This window comes from Alteromonas sp. DY56-G5, assembly GCF_041414725.1.
Lineage (GTDB): Bacteria > Pseudomonadota > Gammaproteobacteria > Enterobacterales > Alteromonadaceae > Alteromonas > Alteromonas macleodii.
Genome location: NZ_JANHZQ010000040.1, coordinates 1 through 21,560, shown reverse-complemented (window position 1 = coordinate 21,560; position 21,560 = coordinate 1). Strand labels below are relative to the sequence as shown.

At 43.8% G+C, this 21,560-nt stretch carries 13 protein-coding genes; 6 read left to right on the top strand and 7 right to left on the bottom strand.

Annotated features, from left to right (window positions below):
- The first annotated feature begins 47 nt into the window (after positions 1–47).
- The 4 genes from gcvP (at position 48) to NO989_RS16985 (ending at position 8,777) form a co-directional block, all read left to right on the top strand.
- Positions 48–2,945: an aminomethyl-transferring glycine dehydrogenase gene (gene gcvP / locus NO989_RS17000; RefSeq protein WP_371342942.1), complete on the top strand. Its 2,898-nt coding sequence runs from the start codon at positions 48–50 to the stop codon at positions 2,943–2,945.
- 612 nt (positions 2,946–3,557) lie between these two features.
- The gene (locus NO989_RS16995; RefSeq protein WP_348670901.1) at positions 3,558–4,958 is read left to right on the top strand and encodes a hypothetical protein; all 1,401 of its coding nucleotides are present in this window, start codon (positions 3,558–3,560) and stop codon (positions 4,956–4,958) included.
- 25 nt (positions 4,959–4,983) lie between these two features.
- Positions 4,984–6,846, top strand: a complete 1,863-nt coding sequence (locus NO989_RS16990; RefSeq protein WP_371342935.1) for a hypothetical protein — start codon at positions 4,984–4,986, stop codon at positions 6,844–6,846.
- Positions 6,843–8,777: a hypothetical protein gene (locus tag NO989_RS16985; RefSeq protein WP_348670899.1), complete on the top strand. Its 1,935-nt coding sequence runs from the start codon at positions 6,843–6,845 to the stop codon at positions 8,775–8,777. The genes NO989_RS16990 and NO989_RS16985 overlap by 4 nt, the downstream gene beginning before the upstream one ends.
- Positions 8,778–8,980: 203 nt before the next feature.
- Here NO989_RS16985 and NO989_RS16980 read toward each other — a convergent pair whose 3' ends face one another.
- The 3 genes from NO989_RS16980 to NO989_RS16970 form a co-directional block, all read right to left on the bottom strand.
- Positions 8,981–10,498, bottom strand: a complete 1,518-nt coding sequence (locus NO989_RS16980; protein ID WP_348670898.1) for a serine hydrolase domain-containing protein — start codon at positions 10,496–10,498, stop codon at positions 8,981–8,983.
- Between the two features lie 92 nt (positions 10,499–10,590).
- Complete coding sequence (locus NO989_RS16975; RefSeq protein ID WP_348670897.1) at positions 10,591–11,769, bottom strand: alpha/beta hydrolase-fold protein; 1,179 nt, start codon at positions 11,767–11,769, stop codon at positions 10,591–10,593.
- A gap of 101 nt (positions 11,770–11,870) precedes the next feature.
- Entirely contained in the window at positions 11,871–12,719 is an 849-nt protein-coding gene (locus NO989_RS16970) for a hypothetical protein (RefSeq protein WP_231506548.1), read from the bottom strand.
- A gap of 973 nt (positions 12,720–13,692) precedes the next feature.
- Here NO989_RS16970 and NO989_RS16965 point away from each other — a divergent pair.
- Together NO989_RS16965 and NO989_RS16960 are read left to right on the top strand one after the other, a co-directional pair.
- Entirely contained in the window at positions 13,693–14,232 is a 540-nt protein-coding gene (locus tag NO989_RS16965; RefSeq protein WP_371342934.1) for a hypothetical protein, read from the top strand.
- Positions 14,229–14,933, top strand: a complete 705-nt coding sequence (locus NO989_RS16960) for a GGDEF domain-containing protein (protein ID WP_101565503.1) — start codon at positions 14,229–14,231, stop codon at positions 14,931–14,933. The genes NO989_RS16965 and NO989_RS16960 overlap by 4 nt, the downstream gene beginning before the upstream one ends.
- A gap of 56 nt (positions 14,934–14,989) precedes the next feature.
- Here NO989_RS16960 and NO989_RS16955 read toward each other — a convergent pair whose 3' ends face one another.
- The 4 genes from NO989_RS16955 to NO989_RS16940 all read right to left on the bottom strand — a co-directional run bounded on the left by NO989_RS16955 (position 14,990) and on the right by NO989_RS16940 (position 21,357).
- On the bottom strand, positions 14,990–18,151 hold the full coding sequence (locus NO989_RS16955; RefSeq protein ID WP_348671050.1) for a response regulator: 3,162 nt from the start codon (positions 18,149–18,151) through the stop codon (positions 14,990–14,992).
- 77 nt (positions 18,152–18,228) lie between these two features.
- Positions 18,229–18,435 (bottom strand): hypothetical protein, encoded by a 207-nt coding sequence (locus tag NO989_RS16950; RefSeq protein WP_014977183.1) that lies wholly within the window; start codon positions 18,433–18,435, stop codon positions 18,229–18,231.
- A 14-nt stretch (positions 18,436–18,449) separates the two neighbouring features.
- Entirely contained in the window at positions 18,450–19,295 is an 846-nt protein-coding gene (locus tag NO989_RS16945) for an SAM-dependent methyltransferase (RefSeq protein ID WP_269350901.1), read from the bottom strand.
- Between the two features lie 70 nt (positions 19,296–19,365).
- On the bottom strand, positions 19,366–21,357 hold the full coding sequence (locus NO989_RS16940) for an ATP-dependent DNA helicase RecQ (protein ID WP_156086763.1): 1,992 nt from the start codon (positions 21,355–21,357) through the stop codon (positions 19,366–19,368).
- Between the last annotated feature and the right edge of the window lie 203 nt (positions 21,358–21,560).

The following is a 21,560-nucleotide window of genomic DNA, read 5'->3' as shown; positions in this document are numbered from 1 at the left end:
GATTTAACGCGCCCTTGCGGCAACCATTACGAGTGCTTAACAACGTTATGTCGAATACTTCCCCTACATTGGCTCAACTAGAGCAAAAAGATACATTTATCCGCCGTCACATTGGCCCGGGTAAAGGCGAAATTGAAGAAATGCTGTCTGCTATTGGTGCAAGCTCACTAGACGATTTAATTGAGCAAACTGTACCGGCAGGTATTGCGCTACCAGAGCCACTAAAATGTGGTGAGGGGGCGACAGAAGTTGAAGCATTAAGTGAACTTAAAGCCGTTGCACAAAAGAACAAAATTAACCGTTCTTTCATTGGTATGGGTTACTACGATACCCACGTACCAAACGTTATTCTTCGCAACGTGCTAGAAAACCCAGGTTGGTACACAGCGTACACGCCTTACCAGCCAGAAATTGCCCAAGGTCGTTTGGAAGCCATTCTTAACTTCCAACAAGTGACCATTGACCTAACTGGCCTAGAGCTAGCATCGGCGTCATTACTTGATGAAGGTACAGCGGCGGCTGAAACCATGGGCCTTGCTAAGCGTGTATCTAAGAACAAAAAAGCGAATGCGTTCTTCATTGCAAACGACGTTCACCCGCAAACGGTTGACGTGGTAGAAACTCGCGCTGAAATGTTCGGTTTTGAAATCATCAAAGGTGCGACAGAAGAAGCAGCAGAACACGACGTATTCGGTGCGCTACTTCAATACCCAACCTCTACCGGTGAAGTGAAAGACATCAGCGACATCATTGCTGCAGTTCAAGCGAAAAAAGGTATTGTGGCAGTAGCCGCTGACCTTATGAGCTTGGTAATGCTTAAGTCGCCTGGCGAGCTAGGTGCAGACGTTGCACTTGGTAGTGCACAGCGCTTTGGTGTACCTATGGGTTATGGTGGCCCACATGCGGCATTCTTTGCTACACGCGACAGCTACAAGCGTTCATTACCTGGCCGTATTATTGGTGTAAGTAAAGACACCCGTGGTCGCCCAGCACTTCGTATGGCGCTACAAACTCGTGAACAACACATTCGCCGCGAAAAAGCGAACTCGAACATTTGTACAGCGCAGGTGCTGCTAGCCAACATGGCAAGCTTCTACGCGGTGTACCACGGCCCACAAGGCCTTAAAACTATTGCTGAGCGCATTCACCGCTTCGCCGACATTCTTGCTACTGGTTTAAACCAGAAAGGTGTAGCTCTAAAGCACAGCACGTACTTCGACACGCTAACCGTAATGGTAGACAACAAAGAAGACGTACTAGCAAAAGCCTACGCAAAAGGCATGAACTTACGTGCTGACCTTGAAGGTGCGGTAGGTGTGTCGCTAGACGAAACTACCACACGTGAAGACATTGTTGCGCTATTCGACGTACTTCTTGGTGAAGAGCACGGCTTAACAGTGGAAGGTCTGGATGCAGAAGTAACCACGCAAGACGTAAAATCTATTCCTGAAGGTTTAGTACGTACTAGCGACTTCCTAACCCACGAAGTGTTTAACAAGTATCACTCTGAAACAGAGATGCTTCGTTACATCAAGAGCCTTGAAAACAAAGACTTGGCGCTTAACCACTCAATGATTTCATTGGGTTCGTGCACCATGAAGCTAAACGCAACGGCTGAAATGATCCCAGTAACATGGGCTGAATTCGGTCAGCTTCACCCGTTTGCGCCACTAGACCAAGCAGCGGGCTATCAAGAAATGATTGCCGAGCTTAGCGAGTGGTTAATTAACGTAACAGGTTACGACGCGCTTTCAATGCAGCCTAACTCAGGTGCGCAAGGTGAATACGCAGGCCTATTGGCTATTCAGCGCTACCACGAAAGCCGTGGCGAAGGTCACAGAAACGTGTGCTTAATTCCAAGCTCTGCCCACGGTACTAACCCTGCGTCTGCGCAAATGGTTAGCCTTAAAGTGGTAGTAGTAGCGTGTGATAGCAAAGGTAACGTAGACCTTAACGACCTTCGCAAGAAAGCGGAAGAAGTGGGCGATAACCTGTCGTGCGCCATGATCACGTATCCGTCTACTCACGGTGTATATGAAGAAACCGTGCGCGAGATTTGTGACATTGTTCACCAATACGGCGGTCAGGTTTATATGGATGGCGCGAACATGAACGCGCAGGTGGGCATTACGTCACCTGGCTTCATTGGTTCAGACGTATCGCACCTTAACCTACACAAAACCTTCTGTATTCCACACGGTGGCGGTGGCCCAGGCATGGGACCAATTGGTGTTAAGTCGCACCTTGCGCCATTCCTACCAAACCACACTGTTGTTAACGTAGAAACGGCGGGCAAAGACTGTGGTGCGGTATCGGCAGCGCCATGGGGCAGTGCATCAATTCTGCCTATTAGCTACATGTACATCAAAATGATGGGTAGCGCAGGCCTTCGCCGTGCAACCGAAGTTGCTATTCTTAACGCTAACTATGTGGCTAAGAAGCTAGAAGGGCACTTCCCAGTGCTTTACAAAGGCAACAATGGCCGCGTAGCGCACGAATGTATTATCGACCTTCGCCCGCTTAAAGAAGCAAGCGGTGTGACCGAGCTAGATATCGCGAAGCGCTTAAACGACTACGGCTTCCATGCGCCAACCATGAGCTTCCCAGTAGCGGGTACGCTTATGATTGAGCCAACCGAGTCGGAAGCCAAGTACGAATTAGACCGTTTCATCAACGCCATGGTTAGCATTCGCCAAGAAATTGCCAAAGTAGAAAGCGGCGAGTGGGATGCGACTGACAACCCGCTACACAATGCACCGCACACGCTAGCTGACATCTGTGATAGCGACTGGAACCGCAACTACGACCGCATGCTAGCGGCGTACCCAGCACCAGAAGTACACAGAAACAAGTTCTGGCCAACGGTTAACCGTATTGATGACGTTTACGGCGACCGAAACCTGATCTGCTCTTGCCCTAGCATTGAGAGTTATGTTGAGGAATAGGGTGTTTGTCAGTTTCGAATGAAGTTTGTGAACGTTTTAATAAAGTTCGTTATCGACTAAGCTGTTTATAGATTTGAAAGGCGAGCCATAAGTGCTCGCTTTTTTATTTTGTTAAGATTGTCAGTGAGTGTAACAAGCTAAGTGTTTTCACTCACTATAAGGAATTGATAAAAAATGACTCACAGTTAGCCATGCTATTCACCTTCGTGAACCTGTTTAAAGTAGATCAGATGTTACGATGACAGCCAAGATCTGTTTGAAATCAGGGAATGAGCCGGAATAAGGTCGAAATTCATCCTAAAGCATCGGTATATAGGTCTAAATCGCAAAATTTAAGTTCAAAATTTACGCAGGTTGTGCAGCGGTTTAATTGAGCGCTAAATTGCGGGACTTATTTGCAGATTCCAGTTTTTAAGCGAATAATTACTCCTGCAGAACATATCTCTGAACAGAAAAGGCGAGAAATTAATAAATTCATGTGTTCGATGTAATACTAACCACTATAAATTTTATATTGACATACTAAAGTGTCTGGTTATTATTTGTTCAATACAAAGTGCGGTACTTGCCAGTTGCTTAGAGCAAGATAATCTCTGCTAAAGGGAACAGGCAATGGCAACATCATCAGCTAGCGCAAATAGTGCGAAAAAGCAGGCTGTAGTGGTAATTCACGGTATGGGCGAACAACGCCCCATGGATACCATTCGAGAATTTGTTACTCATGTTTGGAAACAGGATCCAAACCTTACCTACCCACACTTTTGGAACAAACCCAGTTCAGTTAGTGAATCCTTCGAGCAGAGACGCCTTACCACAGACCGGCCACAAGCCAGCGGAAAAGAAGAACCCGTTCAGCGTACGGACTTTTTTGAATACTACTGGGCGCACCGAACTGTAGGTACTAAATGGGAGCATTTTTGGGGCTGGATCAGCGCGTTACTTTTCTGTTTACCCAGTCGCTATGACAACCATGCCAATACGCTAAAGCCACTTTGGTTTATCCTGTGGGGACTTATTGTCTTTGGCTTTTTTCTAGCGTTGTGGTGGCGTGACATCTTCAGCAGTTCGGATGATCTGTCGGGCTTAACCCTGACGTTTGTCACAGTAGCCAGTGCAGGTTGGGCGTTCCTTGTAGCGAAAGCCCGCAGTTTCTTCACCCATTATTTCGGTGATGTGGCTCGATACATTCAAGCTAAGCCCGCCAATATTGCCATCCGCCAAGCTATCAGACAGGGAGGTGTGGAGTTACTGGAGCGTATTCATCAAACCGGTGATTACGATAGGATTGTGCTTGTGGGTCATAGCTTAGGGTCTTATGTGGCCTATGACATTCTTACTCATTTGTGGGCACGGCATAATAAATTTAAAGATCATGACGACATTCCTACCCCCTTGAGCGAGGCTTCTCGTGAGCATTGCAACGCGTTAACGGAACTAGCCAAAAGCTGCGGTACTGATGCTTTCGATGCTGACACGTACTGGCAAACGCAGCGACAACTTTTCAGTTCTCTCATCGAAAACGACCCGGATAAAAACTGGCTGATTTCAGATTTTATCACTCTGGGTTCGCCACTTACTTATGCCGATGTGTTGCTTTATAAAAATCAGGAAAACTTTGAAAAGCGTAAGCTGGATAGAGAGCTACCTACTTCTCCGCCGCTCACCGAACACGGTGCCTGGTATTACGGGGGCGATGGTGAATATTACCTGCATCATGGCGCAGTATTTGGTGCAGTGAAGTGGACGAACATTTACATGCCACACGGCTGCTATATTAAAGGAGATCTTATCTCAGGCCCGGTAAGCCTAAACTATAGCTTTGAGGCGTTTGATGTGGCCAATGGCACTATGACGCCCCCCAGCGACATGTTCAAAACCCCCATTGAAGAGATTGCACTGGATTATTCAAAAATAAAAGATGGTTTCACCCACACGGCCTACTGGAAGAGTGCCGAAGTACCTTCAGATAATGAACATTTAGCTGTGCTACGCAAAGCGGTGGGGTTGTATTAATTTATTAGAAATCTAAGGAAGGATGATGAGAAAGACAGTCAGTTTAGCGCAGCTAACAAAGCCGCTAGTTGCCATTAGCGTTGCTACTATTATGCTAGCCGGTTGTAGTGTTGCACCAGAGCATCATGTCAGAACAGGGTCTGACCCCAGGTTTCAGGATAAAAACGTCGCTTTTAGGACCACTTACTATTTTAGAGTATTTGATTATTGCAAAGGGCAAGATGGCAAACATCCGAATGTGCCTGCATCAGATGGGTTATATCGGTTTACCATGACGGGTAAAGCCAACACGTCTACGAATAACATCAAATTCGAATCAGGAAGCTTGAAGAGTTGGGAAATAGACCCGTTAGGGGCAGCGGTAATTTATGATGAAAATATTAAGCGCTATCGGTATGTATCTGAAAACGAAACCCAGGCAAAAGCAGAAAAAGCACAAGCATGGGATGAGTATCTAAGCCTACAGAAAGAATACAGTAGAATCCTTAAACTCGTGGATGAGCAATCCGGCGTACAAAACCTTGTTCATGTTGAATTGTTAAAAGTGCTTGAAGAAAGGGATATTGCAGACGCAGCAAAGTTTGACACAACATTAAGCGGCGACATTCTAAAAAGCAAAAGTGCCCTCGACAACTCATTTAAAGAAAACCTCGCAGAAGCAGTGATTCAAAAAAGAGCGGCGCTGATTAAGGCAAACAAAGACGCCTTAAATGCGAAGCTTAAGACATTGTCTCTCGAATGGTTAAAAGTCCAGGTAATCCAAAAGATGAAGGAAAATTTGGACAGCGCTGTTAACTCTGCTTCGTTACCAGATAATTTTCTCAGCTCCCCAAATTCAAAAACGAAGTGGGATGCAATGATAACAGGGCAGTTAACCCCAAAGCTGGACTTTAACGCTAACGAAAAAACTTACGTTAATGCCTTGTCGACATTTCTTGTCAATAACAAAGACATATCGAATATCGCGGGCTCAGATGGCACAACGCCTTTTTCAGAACAGTTTGCTCAAGTGTTTGTGGATGATGCCAAAACAAAAAATACAGAACTGGCGGTTGTCACCGCTGATTTTACCTCGGTGCTAGATTGGCTAAAGGATTTAGCAAAAGGAGATTCAGATGATACCTTCAAAGATTTAACGCCAGAGCATAGAGAGGCGTTAAAAAAGAAGTTATCAGAGAGAGTTGATACAATATTGGCCTACATTTCGCAGCTGCCAAGTCGCGTTGATAATCTTCCAGATTCGCTGGATTTTGATAATGGGAAAAAGTTACTTCTTCTCGCGAATAAAGATAACGTTGCAAAAGCGCTGATAGATCAAAGCGGCGTTTTGCTTGCGGCAGTGGCTGAAAATAGTTATCTCAATGGCGATAACAACTATGGAAGTGTACTAGCCTCTATCCGCACCGCAATGAATGCGAAATTGCAAGCAGCAACAGGAGTCGAAATATCTTCTTCAGCTTCAGTTTTAGGTACAAAAGCAATGCTTGCAAACCAAACAGAGACTATAAATTGCGAGATGAGCAAACACAAAGGCTTCCAGGTACTTGGGCCTGAAGGGTGGCGTACCTTCGACCAGGACGAAAGGCTTATTATGGCCATGTACGTTGACAATTCACCCATTACACAAGTACTCAAGCAGTTATCACAGCAAGTTTTAAACGCCCACCAAGCGAACGAGCCGCAACTACTACCTTTGGTTGAGGCTGAATTACGGTTGAGCGAAGCCAAAGAAGCGTTGACACAGAAAAAGCATTTGCTTGACGCGGCTGCGGATAGTGACCAGTTAGCGTCATTATGTGAACTGACAAAAGCCGTTGAAGCAACGCTACACGATGACAACCAGGTTGTCAGCGCAGCTGGTTTGTCTTGCCAAGGAGAGGCACTATGAAAGCACTCACTTTAATTGCAGCGTCACTTTTTCCTGTTATGGTCCATGCTGCAGGGGCTATGCGAATAGATGTGGAGGTGTACGACGGCCCACTTAGCAAAACCTTGGAAGTGCAAAAGGCGGAGTTGATAGGCACAATCAACCTGACTGCCCATGTTTTGGAAAACATAACCCGGGCGATTCAAGTCAGCGAATGTAGACTGGGTTGTTTCGGTACGCGAAGCGAATTTGGTACCGAGCACCCGAATGAGATGATAAAGCAGTGTACTGCTCCGGCACACTACTATTCTGAATTAGATATTTTAGAATCAGTAGATAAAGCCCCTGCAACCGTTGACAGGTTATTTTCTACTATTTTCCCGGAGAAAGATCACAATTGGTTTAGTTTGATGACGACAAAGCGAGAGCCTACAAGTAGCAATAGGTCTGACGAACATCTCAAATTTGACTTCTTACAACCGTACGAATATACCACCATACCCACAAAAAAAGAAGATCAACCTCATCAAATTTGTCCCCAGTTAGCGGATGTAAAGCTCAACGTACTTAGCGTACTTAACTATATTTATAACAAAGGAGTGTCACAGATTGATCAAGGTAAAAACAATATTCTGGAGTGCAGAAAAACCTTGCTTACATCGCCAAGTGAATCAAATAAAACAGGCACGGGTAACGAGCACAGCTTGGGCGTCACCGAAGACTGCCTTACTCGCATTGCCAATGTTGGTAAGCTTTTAACGGAAGGGGCAGAGCATTGGGCAACAACGCAGGTGGCTATTTTGCCGAATTCCAAACGCACTCGCATCGCCATTGCAAGAGCAGCGGTGACTGTTGCTGAATTAGGTAACGAAATTCTTGCTCGCACTGATGCAATTGTGCGGCAACAGCGAGGCGAAGCAAAAGCGGAATTCTTGCCCACCAGTGTGTTTTTAAGAGAATCTGAAGGTACAGATTATTTAAACCTTTTCGAGTGGTTAGATGCCACACCGAGAAAAAGTCGGCAATGGCCTGTGCAAAGCAGAACTCGCATGATTGAAAGGCTTATTAACGACAACAACTGGTCCAAAATCAATACAGCATTTGCCCAGGGTAATGGCAAAACCAGTATGGTATTTGTGAAAGACGATATTGGAAACTGGAATCTAAAAAACTACGACAATGACCCCAGCGAAATGTTACAGGCGTATAAAAGAGTAGGTACCAACCTATTAGTCAGTGCGGCAAAATTAGCGTCTGGCATGACTACGGCAGAAAATGTTATAGGAAATTTGGCGGGCATGCAGCAAGCAACGCAACAAGCGCAGAGTATGTTATTTGGTAGTTCGACAGGCACGCAGTCGGATGACTTAAGCAGCAACATTGAACAGCGAATTAGGAAGCGAATAGCATCTACCTACGAAGACTACGCAGCTCGCATTAAGGCCAAAGATGCCGAGATTAAAAGTCTCGAAAGTGAAGTGCAGTCGACGGAATCAGCCTTGAAGGCAGAGAAACAGGCGTTGACAAACTATTTTGAAGAGCTCGATGTCAGGCAGCAGAATATCGCTTCTGCGCGAGTGCGATTTCGAGAAGCAGAAGACGCTTTTGCCTCAAAGCAGTCTGAAGTAACGGCAAGTGATAATCCCACGAAAACATTGCTCCGAGAATACAAAGATGCCAATGAAGAAATGCAAAAAGTAAAAAATACACTTACCACTGCGGAAAGTAACTTAAAGACATTCCAGACGACAAATTCAGAACTTCTAAGTAATTACCAAATATTAGAGACAAAACTTAATACGCTGAATGATAAAAAAAGCGAAGCAGAGAAGGTACGTGAAGGGTTACCGGGCGAAGCCGTAGTGGTTATAGAAGAGATTCTCTCCCACTACCAAGAAAACCTCGTTGCATTGAAGAGTAGTATTCTTGGCGCCTCGATACCACAGAAGTAATAACCCGAATGTCCATTGTCAAAAAATAATAATTTCACTAGCTGAGCCATCATTTTTAGAGCGGGTTAGCGCTTTCTGCTTTGGTTTAGGAAATAATATTAAGTTGTTGGTGGTGGGCGCCTTAGGCTAACCTTGGATGTATGGAGTCACATTTGAGCGCGCTCTACTTTTTAAATACAATTCAATAATTTTTCTTTTACCAATTATTCTTTCCTAACACCCCGAATCCCCCCATCCATCACAAGCGCCTTAACCAATCCGCCATCGCTTTCAGCATCACCCTCAAAACGAATACTACTCCCATTCTTGGCAAAAAATCGACCGCCGCCCTCATGAAAATACTTTTCATTTTCAACATAAGGTAACGCGTTAAGTACAAAGCCATTGGCTGTTTTTTCTAACACCACATCAACATTCACTGGGTTGGTCACCACATAGGTTCCAGTATATTTACTTAATTCCTTTTGGCTTATGGGTACTAACTTCCTAACTTCAGCTTCCGAGTAGCCTACGTTTAACGCTTCTTTTAGCCGTATTTCTAGTTCAGTTATTAACTGCCTACCGTTGTTGCCGTTCGTCATAATGGCGTAGCCGTTGCCGGTATCTAGCTCAATGTATAGTTGGGACATAAACCCAGCATCTGCGCCGCCGTGACCAAAGCCTAAAATTTCACCGTTATCATCCATATTGATAAAAAAGCCTATTCCTACATTAGGCGGCTCAGTGCTTGGCGTATTGTTGGTTAACATTTCCTGCGCGGTGGCTTGCGATATCCAGTCGGTTTTCTGCCCTAAATACGCACTGCGCACGCCACTTGCCAATTTCAACATGTCTGATGGCGTGCTCCACATACCTGCTGCTGCAAGCGTAGCGTAAGTATGCGCGCCACCCTTAATTGGCGCACCGTCTCCGTCATACGGCGTAGCCATATTGTTTGATAAGTTGGTCGATATGGGTTGTTCGAAGCCAGAACGCGTCATGCCTAAAGGTTTAAACATAAGCCGTTGTGACATAGTTGGCAGGGGCTCGTTAGCTACGTCCTGCAAGGTAAGCTGAGCAAGCGTAGTGCCGCCACCGGAATAACGCATTTGCGTGCCAGGTTGAATATCAACAACAACGGCATCGGTATTAGCTGGAAATGCACCTTCTAGCACTTGCTGCAAGTTAGGTACTGGTTCGCCCGCTGCGTAACCAGGAAAACCATGTACTGTGGTACCCGCCGTGTGGCTTAACAATCTGCGTAAAGAAACAACGTCTTGCCCAGTCCATTCATGTTCAGGCAACTGCCAGCTGGTGAGTAAGGTATTAACATCTGCATCTAAATCTAGTGGGTTATCTTCGCGGTACTTCATCAATACTGCCGCAAATGCGGGTTTTGAAATACTGCCTGCTTGGAACACCGTGTTTTCATCAATAGCCAATTCAGAAGTAAAATCTTTAACGCCGCTTTGCATGGTCCAAGCTATTTGTCCATTTCTCATAAACGCGACAGACACACCAGGTACATCATAATGCGCTTGTCTTTGCTCCAAAGATTGGTAATCAACCTCTTGCCCTTCAATTCGAATGCGTTCAGTAAGCCCAGTTTTTAAAAGGTTGGCTTCTTGCGATTCTGCGGCAGCAGAAGGGGAGGCGGGCAGGGTTTCAGACTCTGTACAGCCCAATAACGAAGCTAAACAAAACGAAAGTGTTAAAGAGGAAAAGAGCTTGATTGATGTCATTATGTGTATTCCATTACGAGTGAACGTACCAGAGTACGTTCCTACTATTATTCGGTCAATGCTGACGATTTTCTAGTTCAGGCACTTGATAGCTAGTCGCCTGTACCTTCCGCAATCTTCTGTCGTAAGTTTGCCAGCCGCGTTTTAAAAGCACCATTTTCAACATTTTCTTCATAGCTCATTGCTAGCGCTTTCTCTCGCATTTCAAGTGCCATGGTTAAATCGCCGTTAGCTTCATAACCGTCTGCCAGGCTGTCGTAGGCATCAGATTTGTTAGGGAAGCGAGCTATATTTTTCTTAAAAATTGTAATGGCAGAGTCAAACTCTTGGTTGTTTAGCGCCGCATAACCCGCGTGGTTTACGGCTTTATATTCTGGCTTTGCTTCAAAAGCGTATTTTGCAGAAAGGTCTTTATAGTATTGCTCTACCGCAGGAATACCTTCTTGTATTATCGCACCTGTTGGGCGTAGCGAATTAAGCTGCTTTTGAAGCGCCAAGCTCATACCTGCAAGAGCAGTCGTATTGTGGCTTTCAGATGTATCTAGTTCGGTATCAAAGGTAAGCCCTTTTCGTTCGCTGCTATTTAGCAGTTCAGCGTAACGTTCGTATGCGCTTAGCATGTTTCCACCTTCGTTACCCATATTTATGTATAGATATTTGTTAAGGTCGCTATCTGACGCAAAGAACGCTTTTGCCTCTGGAAATATCACTTCGTCGTGCCACCACAAACTTAGGCTAAATGCGAAGTAAGCTTGAAACAGTTCAGGCCGCTCTTGCAGTGCGTATAAGGTAAAAAGGGCGCTTAATGAATGCCCAGAAACAATCGCGTAGTTATTGGTGCGATAGTTTGCCCCTACGTAAGGCTTTAGTTCTTTTTCTAGAAAGTCTAAAAAGTTGTCGGCACCACCAGATATTCCCCACTGGTTGTAGCTTTCATCATAGGTAGGTGTGAAGTCTCGCGTGCGCTCGGTGTTGGTAATACCGATAACAATCATTTCCTGCGCCATTCCAGACTGATTTAGCAGATCAAGCGTGCCTACGGTATGGGCAAAATTACGCTGTCCATCTAGCAAGTATAAAACTGGGTAGGTGGATTCTTTGTAGCGGGAATAGTTATTAGGTAAGTGAATAAGCAGTTCTCGCGACTCATTCAAAATTTCTGACTTTATTGTTGTAACCACGGCCTCGCCACGCACTTTGGCGTTTACGTGAAAGCTAAGGCTAAAAGTAAGTAAGGCGCCGATAAAAACACAGACAAGCTTTTGATACATTTGAAATTCCCTTTCCCGCTATCAGGCGCGAGTTTCTTTTTATAATTGAATTTACCTAAGCTGTCATAGTCACTCAAACTTGTCAAAAAATAACCAAGTCATTAATTGGACAGCATTAACTTTTCAATAGATTGCTCGATGATAGTTCGCAAGTTTTGTTTGTCCTGAGCGGGCAAATAGCGCGTATGAGCATTAATAAACGCAGGTGTTAAATAGATGCGTTTAATTGCAGCGTTTATACGCTCTATGTGTTCTGCACCCTGAGGCGTATTGGGACAGATAACGTGGCCTGATACGTAGTCAGGGTTATCTGCAATAGAGTAACTACGCACTTTAATAGGCATGTTCTCTCCAAAACTTCTGTATAAAGTTGCTGGAAAAATGAGCGCAAAATCAGACTTTCCTTTTGAAAACATTTCCATAAAGCGAGAGTAATAAATATTATTTGCTATACGAAGGATTTGCTCTCGATTAACTTGCTTTAGATCGTCATCTATCCTTTCACCGAATGAGTATTCTTCTGGTAACACAATAAAAGAGTCTGGAAAGGCTTCTAATACACGAGATATGCTCAGTATTCTGCCTTTTTCATCCAAAAATTCTTTTTCTATTGGTGGCAGTGAAGCCAGTTGGTAAAAACGCTGTGTCTGGAAAAAGCTAAGCGGTAGTGAGTAAAGGTGATTTTTTTCGCGTTCAGGTGCTTTTATTTTATTAAGTACGCAAATGTTTTCGCCATGCTGCATATACGCAAAAGAACGCACAAGAGGAACATGAAGCACCGGATCTGTATACCCTATTTCATCAACTAGCATTTGTACCGTATCGACAGAAGTAGAATAGGGATTGCCTTGCAGATTTACCCTTTCAGTAAGAAATGCATTGTCTGCGTGAAACGCCAGAACATTATTCTGCTCAATGCTGTCACTCGAATTTGCATGAGCAAATTTCATTAATGTTATTAAAATGAATAGTCCAACCCTGAACAACTTTTTACTCCTTGGTAAAACCTCAACGCACGTCACCTTGTCTCGCGTTAAACGTACCTTTATTTTGTGACTCTATTAGAAAAGGTAACAGCGTTTGATTTACGTAGTTTTTAAGCGCGGCTTCTACGATTTAACCAATTTACCATCTTTTTGATGTGCTTTTATGAATATTAGAAAGGTTTTCACGTGTTGACGCGCGACTAAATAGAAATTTAGCCCTGTGTAATTAAATTCTGTAAAGGGAGTAAAAAAGCCGCAATCAGCAACGTGATGCGGCTTTCCGAGCTGGGCTGACTAGGCAGCCTTATAGAGAAATTGCGTAAAAGGGGTTAGCTAGAACGATCCTCACTCATAGCTGCCTGTTCAAATACCTTAACGTTATATAGCCACGACCGTCAGTGCACCGAGTGATTCGTCTGCATTGAAAATGAGCGGAAAACAGATAAGGTAGAGCGGAACTTAAATTGCTTATTTATACTATTGTCCCTCTTTGACTCAGCCAGGATATCAATTTATTTTTTTCTCATGTGAGTACCTCAATATGTTGACTAAATTCGGTTGGTGAAACACAAGAAGGTTAATAAAGCAGGCGTCGTCGAAATTTCACTTAAACATGAAGAAAAGTTTAATTAGGTTCATGGTGTGGTTAAACTATACGTTATTTCATTAAAAGCCGCGTGGCTAATGATGAGTTGGCTTTTTCGAAGAATAAAAAAATTAATAGTTGCGACTCAATCTATATTGGTCAGTTGAATTAACGAAGGGCGCTCATTGCATCAGAACCGCGCTGTTTTGATATAGAGCCTTAACACTACCAAATACTCTCAAGTAGTAGTATCAAGGCCTTAAAAATAAAAATTGGAATGCTAGAGTCGAAGTTGTTGTTACTTTGGGAATTTTGAGTCACTAAACAAATCAATTTAGTTCCCAAACTAAATTGGCAGCAAGAGCAAAGTACTCACCAAAGCTGTCACCGCAGCTTAACTACACTACTCTGCTCTTATCTGTTTTCTCAATTTTCTTTGTTGCTAGGCTTATATTTCTTCTGGATATCGATGAAGACAAGCTATCCATCCCGGTTTTAGATTTTATAAACCTCTTCGCCAATCTAGAGTTTTTTGCTCTAGCTCGATTGCCTGAATTTTGGAATTTCAGTGATTTAACGTTTAGTAACCTATTAGCAAATTTACACACTACAGCAAACGTATACGCTGCCATTTCTTTAAGCATTTTCCTTATTGGGTTAATGATTTTTCACCGTAACATGACGCAATTGCCATTTCGCTATTGTGGATTAATGTTGCTTGTTATGGGGTGGATGCATCTTCTAGCAGCAAAGCTCGTGTTGCTCTCATCATTACCTATATTACTTACAGGGCCTGTTTTAGCTGTGGGGTTAATCTCTGTCGTCTATTTTAGTATTCCTTGTTTTTTCATTGAAATTATTTATTTACTTAAGCGAAAGGGACATCAGTGAAAAAGCTATCTTTCTTGGCTGTTTTGTTTTCTTCCTCTGCAGTAGAAGCAGTGTCCGATGCCGTCATTGAGTATCAAGAAGTCGCGGCTAATACCATCATGCTTTCTATTATATTGGCATTAAACCTATTGTTTTTCTTTTCACTTTTAACGATAGCCGGAATTTTGAATAAAAAGCGAGTATCAGCTTTAAAAGCGGCTGAAACGTCTGCGAATCATGATCCGCTTACTGCATTACTTAATCGCAGAGGTTTTGAAGCTGCAATGAGTATAAAAGACGATGCCAGTGGCTTTCTTCTCATTGTAGATATCGACGACTTTAAGAAGATTAACGATACTTATGGACACTCTTATGGCGATAAAGTCCTTCAGGAAGTTTCCACACGTTTATCAAGTGTAGTTAGAAGCGGAGATGTTCTCGCTAGATTAGGAGGAGAAGAGTTCGTAATTTTTGTGTGCTCTGAAGATAAAATAGAAAAGTTAGCTGATAGGTTGGTAAAAAGCGTTTCTAGCGAATCTTTTTATTTAGATAATGGTGTGAATATCCAAGTTACAGTAAGCGTTGGAGTTGCACCAATTAACGATTTTTACGCACAGTATGAATCTGCTTATCAAAAGGCGGATAGTTCTCTTTATAAAGCTAAAAAACAAGGAAAAAATCAGTTCGCGGTTTCATTGTCTCATTGTGTAAGCCCACAATGATTACTAACGTTCATAGTGCGAGAGTAAATGAACGTTCTTTGCGTCCTTCCTTTAAATTACCTTTTCTTAACTTTTTCTCTTAATTCTAATAAAGCGTTGTATAGCACTTCTAATTGATTACTGAATTTATCTGCTGTTTTGTGCTCGTTACGTTTTATGGTTAATTCTATTGAACTTGCCAATTCCGCAAGCGTATAAGCGCCGATGTACCGAAGAGCAGTTGTGAAAATATGCGCATTTCGCGAAATAGAAGGGAAGTCACGATTATCTATGGCTTGTTTAAGCGCGTTAAGCTCATCTTCTAGCTCTAGAAAATCGTTTAGTAGGTCATTATAAAGTTCATCATCACCCATTACCGCCTGTAATGCTTTAGGCTTGTCTATGGATGTCAATGATGATGCCTCTATTCTCGCCTCGCCGGTTACTTCAGTGGTCGCCGTCGACTTTCCTTTATTTAGCACTTCAACAAGCACGTCAAAGAAGCGGTTTGGGTCAACCGGTTTGTTGATGTGGCCGTCCATGCCCGCTGCCAGGCTCTTGTCGATGTCTTGCTGCATGGCGTGAGCCGTCATGGCAATAATCGGCAACGTTAACTTCAGCTCATCTCTGATTTTTTTAGCTGCTGTTAACCCATCCATAACGGGCATTTGAATATCCATCAATACCACGTCATAGCTGTTATCTTCACGTAAGGCTTTTATGGCTTCAAAGCCGTTGCTAACCACTTCAATATTCGCGTGGGTGTCGTTTAACAGACCAAGGGTTACTTTTTGATTCAGCGTATTGTCTTCTGCGAAAAGGATCTTCGTTCCTCGCAGATTAGGCACAGGCGCAGCATCTGCTGGTAGGGTTCTTGTGTTCACGTTTAAGCAAAGCTCTTGTAGCTTATCTACAAGCTCACTGGTGCTAAAAGGCTTTTTAATGAAGGTTCGAATACCTAGTTGGTTCGCCTGCTCTCGCATATGAGGCGACTCGAATGCATACAGCATTATCACCTTCGGTGGCTTAATTGAAAATTCCTGTTTCATGATGGCTGCGACTTCCAATCCATCGATGTCAGGCATATTCCAATCTAAAATAAGTACGTCGTAAGGCGCACTGTTTCCCACAGCAGCACGCATTTTGGCTACGGCTTCTTTACCGCCGGTCGCAACATCCGCTCTAATGTTAGCTACCGATAGCGACTCGATAATAGCGTCGCGCGACACGCCAATGTCATCAGCAATAAGCACCTTAAGTAACGAAAGTTGCTTAGACGGCGATACAATTTGTTGGGAAGCATCCTGTTTAACGGTTACGGTAAAATGAAAGCTTGCGCCTTTTCCAAGTTGGCTCTCAACCCAGATCTCTCCGCCCATTAATGTGACTAACTGCTTACATATTGCTAAGCCTAGGCCGGTGCCGCCGTATCGGCGAGATATAGACTCATCACCTTGGTTAAATGGTTGAAATAGCAATGCCTTTTGCGTGCTGTTTAGCCCAATCCCTGTGTCTTTAACTTCAAATTCAAGCTGAATGTCTTCTACATTATGCGTGCATCTAACGCTTACCGAAATCAGTCCATCCTCGGTAAACTTAAGAGCGTTGCTAACTAAATTGCTTAGAATTTGCTGTATGCGTAACGGGTCGCCGATAAGGTTTAACGGTACGTCACGTGATATATGCTGAATAAGCTCTATGTGCTTTTCCTCAGCGCGCCCTAAATGCAATCTAATGGTTTGGTTTACTAGCGCGTCTAAATTGAATTGCGTCGATTCAATATCAAGCTTGCCCGCTTCTATTTTCGAGAAGTCGAGTATGTCGTTAATTATACTTAGTAGGGTTTGCGATGCGCCTTCTATCTGAATAAGGTTCGTTTGTTGATCTTTATCTTCTGCAGCCCGCTGCGAAAGCTTGGTCAGGCCGATAATGGCGTTAAGCGGCGTGCGAATTTCGTGACTCATGCGTGCAAGAAAGTCAGATTTTGCTTTTGTTGCTTTCTGAAGGTCTTGAGTAAGTGCATCGAGCGCCTTACGTTGTTGGCGAGTTCTAAGCCATAGGCCAACGACTAAGCCCAATGAAAGGATCACGAAACCGATGAAATACAGCTGAAACGTGTTTTGCTTTTTCTGTATAAGGTTACGCTGCTCTTTTAACTGGTTGTCTTTCTCTAGAAGCTTGATGGTTTCTTCTTTTTCGGAAATAGAAAGCCGCACGCGGTTAAGGGCTAACAATCTTGACTGCTGTTCATTAAAACTCTCTTCATAAGTTTTCGTGTATAGCTTTGAATATTCTAATGCGGCTTCAAAATTGTTGGTTGATTCAAGGAGTGAAATGAGCTTTTCCAACATGCTTAAAACCACTGATTTGTCGTTCTTTATGGCGTCTTTTTTTAATCCACCTTCAAGTTCGCTAATAGCCAAGTCTATTTGATTGCGTTTAATGTAGATGTCGACCAAGCGCAGTAGTCTAGACCCTTCGTTGTATTTAAAACCAACTTTGCGATCTGATTCCGCAGCGCGGTTCAACATGGTCAGCGCTTCAGTTAAATTGCCTTGGGCGATATGTAGCTCAGCCATTTTGGTATGAACAATGCCAATAAAGGGGTAGTGCACCTCTTTGAACAATTCTTCTGCCAGCAGAAGGCTTATTTTAGCGTCTTGATAGTCGCCCAGTTCCGTTTGCGCGTAACCTTGGAAAAAGTAAGCAATGGCTTTGTTTTCTTTATCATTTAAACGCTGGGCTGCGGCGAGGAAGTTTTGACCTAGCTGCAACATCATTTCGTAGTTTTGCAGCGACATGTACACATTGCCCATAGCGCTATATACAAGCAAGGCGTTATCGCTATTTACTTCAATGAAAGCAGCAAGGGATTTGTTGAGCGCTTCGAGTGCACGAGCATGCTCACCTGACAAGTCCAAAATTAGCCCTTCTAAGCGAAAAGATTCTGCCAGCGCCATGGTGTTGCCGCCTTTTTTCGCAAGCTTGCGGGCTTCCAACAGAGTTTCGTACCCCGCAACAAGGTCTTGCTCAAGTATGTGCTTATAAGCTCTTAGGTTGAATAAGCGGGCTTGTTGAAAAGCATTCGGATGGGCGTCGAAGAAGTAGCCTAGCTCGGTGAATGTGGTTTCTACAGACTCATCGTTGTTTTGAATACGCTGTTTCAGTTCGTCTAGCGTAGTGACTGATGATGTGGTGTTAAGTGGTTCTTTTAAAAGCGCAAAAGTAGGAAGCGCCATCGTAAAACAAACGATAGCGAAGATACATTTCAAACGGCGCTTCACTTTCTACTTCAGCTAGCTTAAAAAGATAACGACTAGTAGCTAATTACGCGGGTAGCCTTGCTTGTATCATCAAAGCGTTTGGCTACTTCGTCCCAGTCTTGGTCTTTAATTAGCTGAAGATCTTCACCAGATAAACCGTACTTTTCTGCAGTGCCCACAGGGTCCTTTTTATACGCATCCATTAGTTTGCTGTTGCTGTCTAGCTCAACCAAGAAATCTACAATTGTTTTCTTTGCCATGTCGTTTTTTCCTTTTAGTTTACTTTTGGAGATCTAAAGTCAATAACTTGCTGCTCAGTTAAACCTAGCTTTGCCAAACGATCCTGACGGTATGCTGGCATGCCAAGTGAGGGTACAACTAGGGTCGAAATTAATGTTGGCTTGGCGAACTGTAATTCGCGAAGCAACACTTTTTGTATTTTTGGCTCGCAAAGGGGCAGGGTGGCTGCCTCGTAAATAATCAGCTCGTGATCTTCTGGGTAGTGCTCGGCCAGAATGTCAGCCAGCATGGCAAGCCCAGATTCACTGTGATTAGCATCTAACACGCTTAGCGTTGCTTCTCCGGCTAAACCTATTTGCCAGATGATTTGCGTCATGTGAGGATCAATGCGGTAATCGCGAAACAAAAATTGAGTTGCTTCATAAGACTGACAGCCAAAGCGAGAGGGATCTATTCCCAAATCCGCAATTAAGCAGTCTTCTGCAGACACGCCGGGGAGCATTTGCGCATCTAGGCCAAGTTCCCGCACTCTGCGAATAGCCTCATGAGAAGGCGTAACAAATACGCCTGGGTGACCATAAAAAGCCACGCATACTTTTTTACCTTCAACAACTGATTGCACGATGCGGTCGGCCATTTGGGCATAGGTGACAGCGCGAGATTTCCCTTCTTGATAAAGGTCGTCTAAAGACACACTGTTCGGGTTAATATTGGTGACCACGTGTTCACCAATTTTGTTCATAATCCCCATGTACACAATGTCAGCATTTTCGATGTGGCTTTTGGTCGCTATCGTCATTTGACCCGCAACACTGATTCCAGTGCCAACTACAACTAGCGATCCCTTAGGAGTATGTTCTTGTCCCTGAATTAGCGTCATATTTTCCTTTACCACTTGCTAATTGTGATTCACTCAACACTATAAATTAGATTTAGGGTATTTGCTACGTTCACTGATTTATAGCATCTACCATTGCTTTCACATCAGCGTATCGGCAGTTTTCACAAGACCCAAAGCCCTTTACTTGTCTCACTTTAAATCGAGTGAACAAAGGCATGGTCATGCCAGTTAGAAAACGACAGCAAATAGATGATGTGATTGGGCCATCAAATTTTCCGCTCAAATGCGCTTTTAGTGCTGCTATGGCCTCTGATATTTGGTCTGGGTTCGGTGTGGGAATTGGGTTTGAATAGCTGAGCTTAGCCACATTTCCCTGACATACACTGCAGTGCCCGCATTCATTGGGCGCTTGGGAATCGTCAAAATACGCCGATAAGTTATAGCTTAAGCAAGTATTAAGTTCGAAGAAGCCTACCAGCGCGGCGATACGTTCTATTTCTTTGCGCTCGTTTTCAGCGAAATAGTGAGCCAGATTATTAGCTAAGTCGGCATTTTGCAGTTTTTCGTAGTCCACGCGGTATACGTCAGTTATTAAGCGCGAGGCAAGCTCAATATGATTGTGTTCATGTAAATACTCTAGTGCGGCAACCACTCTTGCACGCTCTGCGCCGTAATGCTGATAAATACTGTCGAAATCTACAATGCCCCACACCTTTTTCATATTTGAATGAGTGAATACGGCGTCTAGAAAGCGAGCCCGTTCTTCTGAGAAAAGGCCGAGTATGGTGGTTTTCTCTGAAATAAAGCGAAATTTGTATTCAGCAAAATAGGCATACAAAGGGCGAATAACGTTGGCGAGTTCAAGCTGTACCAGCAGGGTTTTAAGCGGAAGCTGTCGTATGTTGCTGGCACTCGATAAGCTATTAATTTGCGTTTCCCACTGGTAAACATTGTTTTCGCCGTTGGTAGGTGAATCATTGTGCGCCGCTGAATTTATGTGAGCGGGGGCCTGTGCGCTGATATCATCTATTACGCATTGAATGGCGCTTTTATCTGGTGTATCGCCATAAACGAAGTTCTCTATGGTGACTAGCCCGTCAAGGTTAGCTAAAACCGTGCAGTTTGCGGCTTTACCGTCTCGTCCACCTCGGCCAATTTCTTGACTGTAGTTTTCAATAGACTTTGGTAAGTCGTAATGAACAACAAAGCGAATATCCGACTTATCAATGCCCATGCCAAATGCAATGGTAGCCACAACAACTTGAAGCTTATTGTGCATAAAATCTTGCTGGATACCTTGTCTTACATCACTGTCGAGACCAGCGTGATAAGCCTTTGCAGCAAACCCTTGTTGCTGTAGGACCCGGGCTACTTCTTCTGCACTATTTTGCAGCGTGACATAAACGATACCCGCACCTTTCTGTTTTTGAATTTCTTCAAGTAAGGCTTGGTTTTTATATGGTTCATGTACTGGGCGAACATGCAAATTCAAGTTGGGTCGATAAAACCCTGTTTGAATAATGTTGGCTGGCGCAACATCAAAGCGCGCTGCCATATCTTCTTTTACTTTTTTAGTGGCAGTAGCTGTGAGCAGAAGTACTAACGGAATATTAAGCTCTTTCTGATACGCGGGGAGTTTTAAGTAGTCAGGGCGAAAGTTGTGGCCCCACTCAGAGATACAGTGTGCTTCATCGACAACTAGCATACTTACTTGAACAGATTCAATAAACTGTCTAAAACGCTCGTTCTTAAAACGCTCCACTGACACCATTAAAATTTTACACTGCCCAGAACGCACGTCGTTCATCACCTGCTTGTTTTGCTCGGGCGTTAGCGTAGAGTCGATACTCGCTGCTGCAATGCCTTTGCTATGAAGAAACTCCAGCTGATCTTTCATCAGCGCTAATAGTGGCGACACAACCAAGGTCAAGTGTGGCAATTGCGTAGCAACAAACTGATAGCACAATGATTTGCCCGAGCCAGTGGGAAAAATCGCTAGCGTTGAATTTCCACCAAGCAGTGATTCCACTGCCTCCTTCTGTCCCTCGCGAAACGCCGAAAAACCAAACAGCTGCTGCAAAATATTGGGGTCAGAGTACATTAATAAGCTTCCAAGTCGCGATATAAAAAATGGGGTCAGAGTACATTAACTTATTTCCAAACAGTTTGTGGTTAAGTGTTCGCAGGTTTGAGCTAGTTGAGCCAACGCGACGTTTCTAAAAATAAAGGGGTCAGAGTCTGAGGTATCCCCACAAATAATGACTAAAATTCAGTAAGATAAAAAATAAAGGGAACATTCATGAC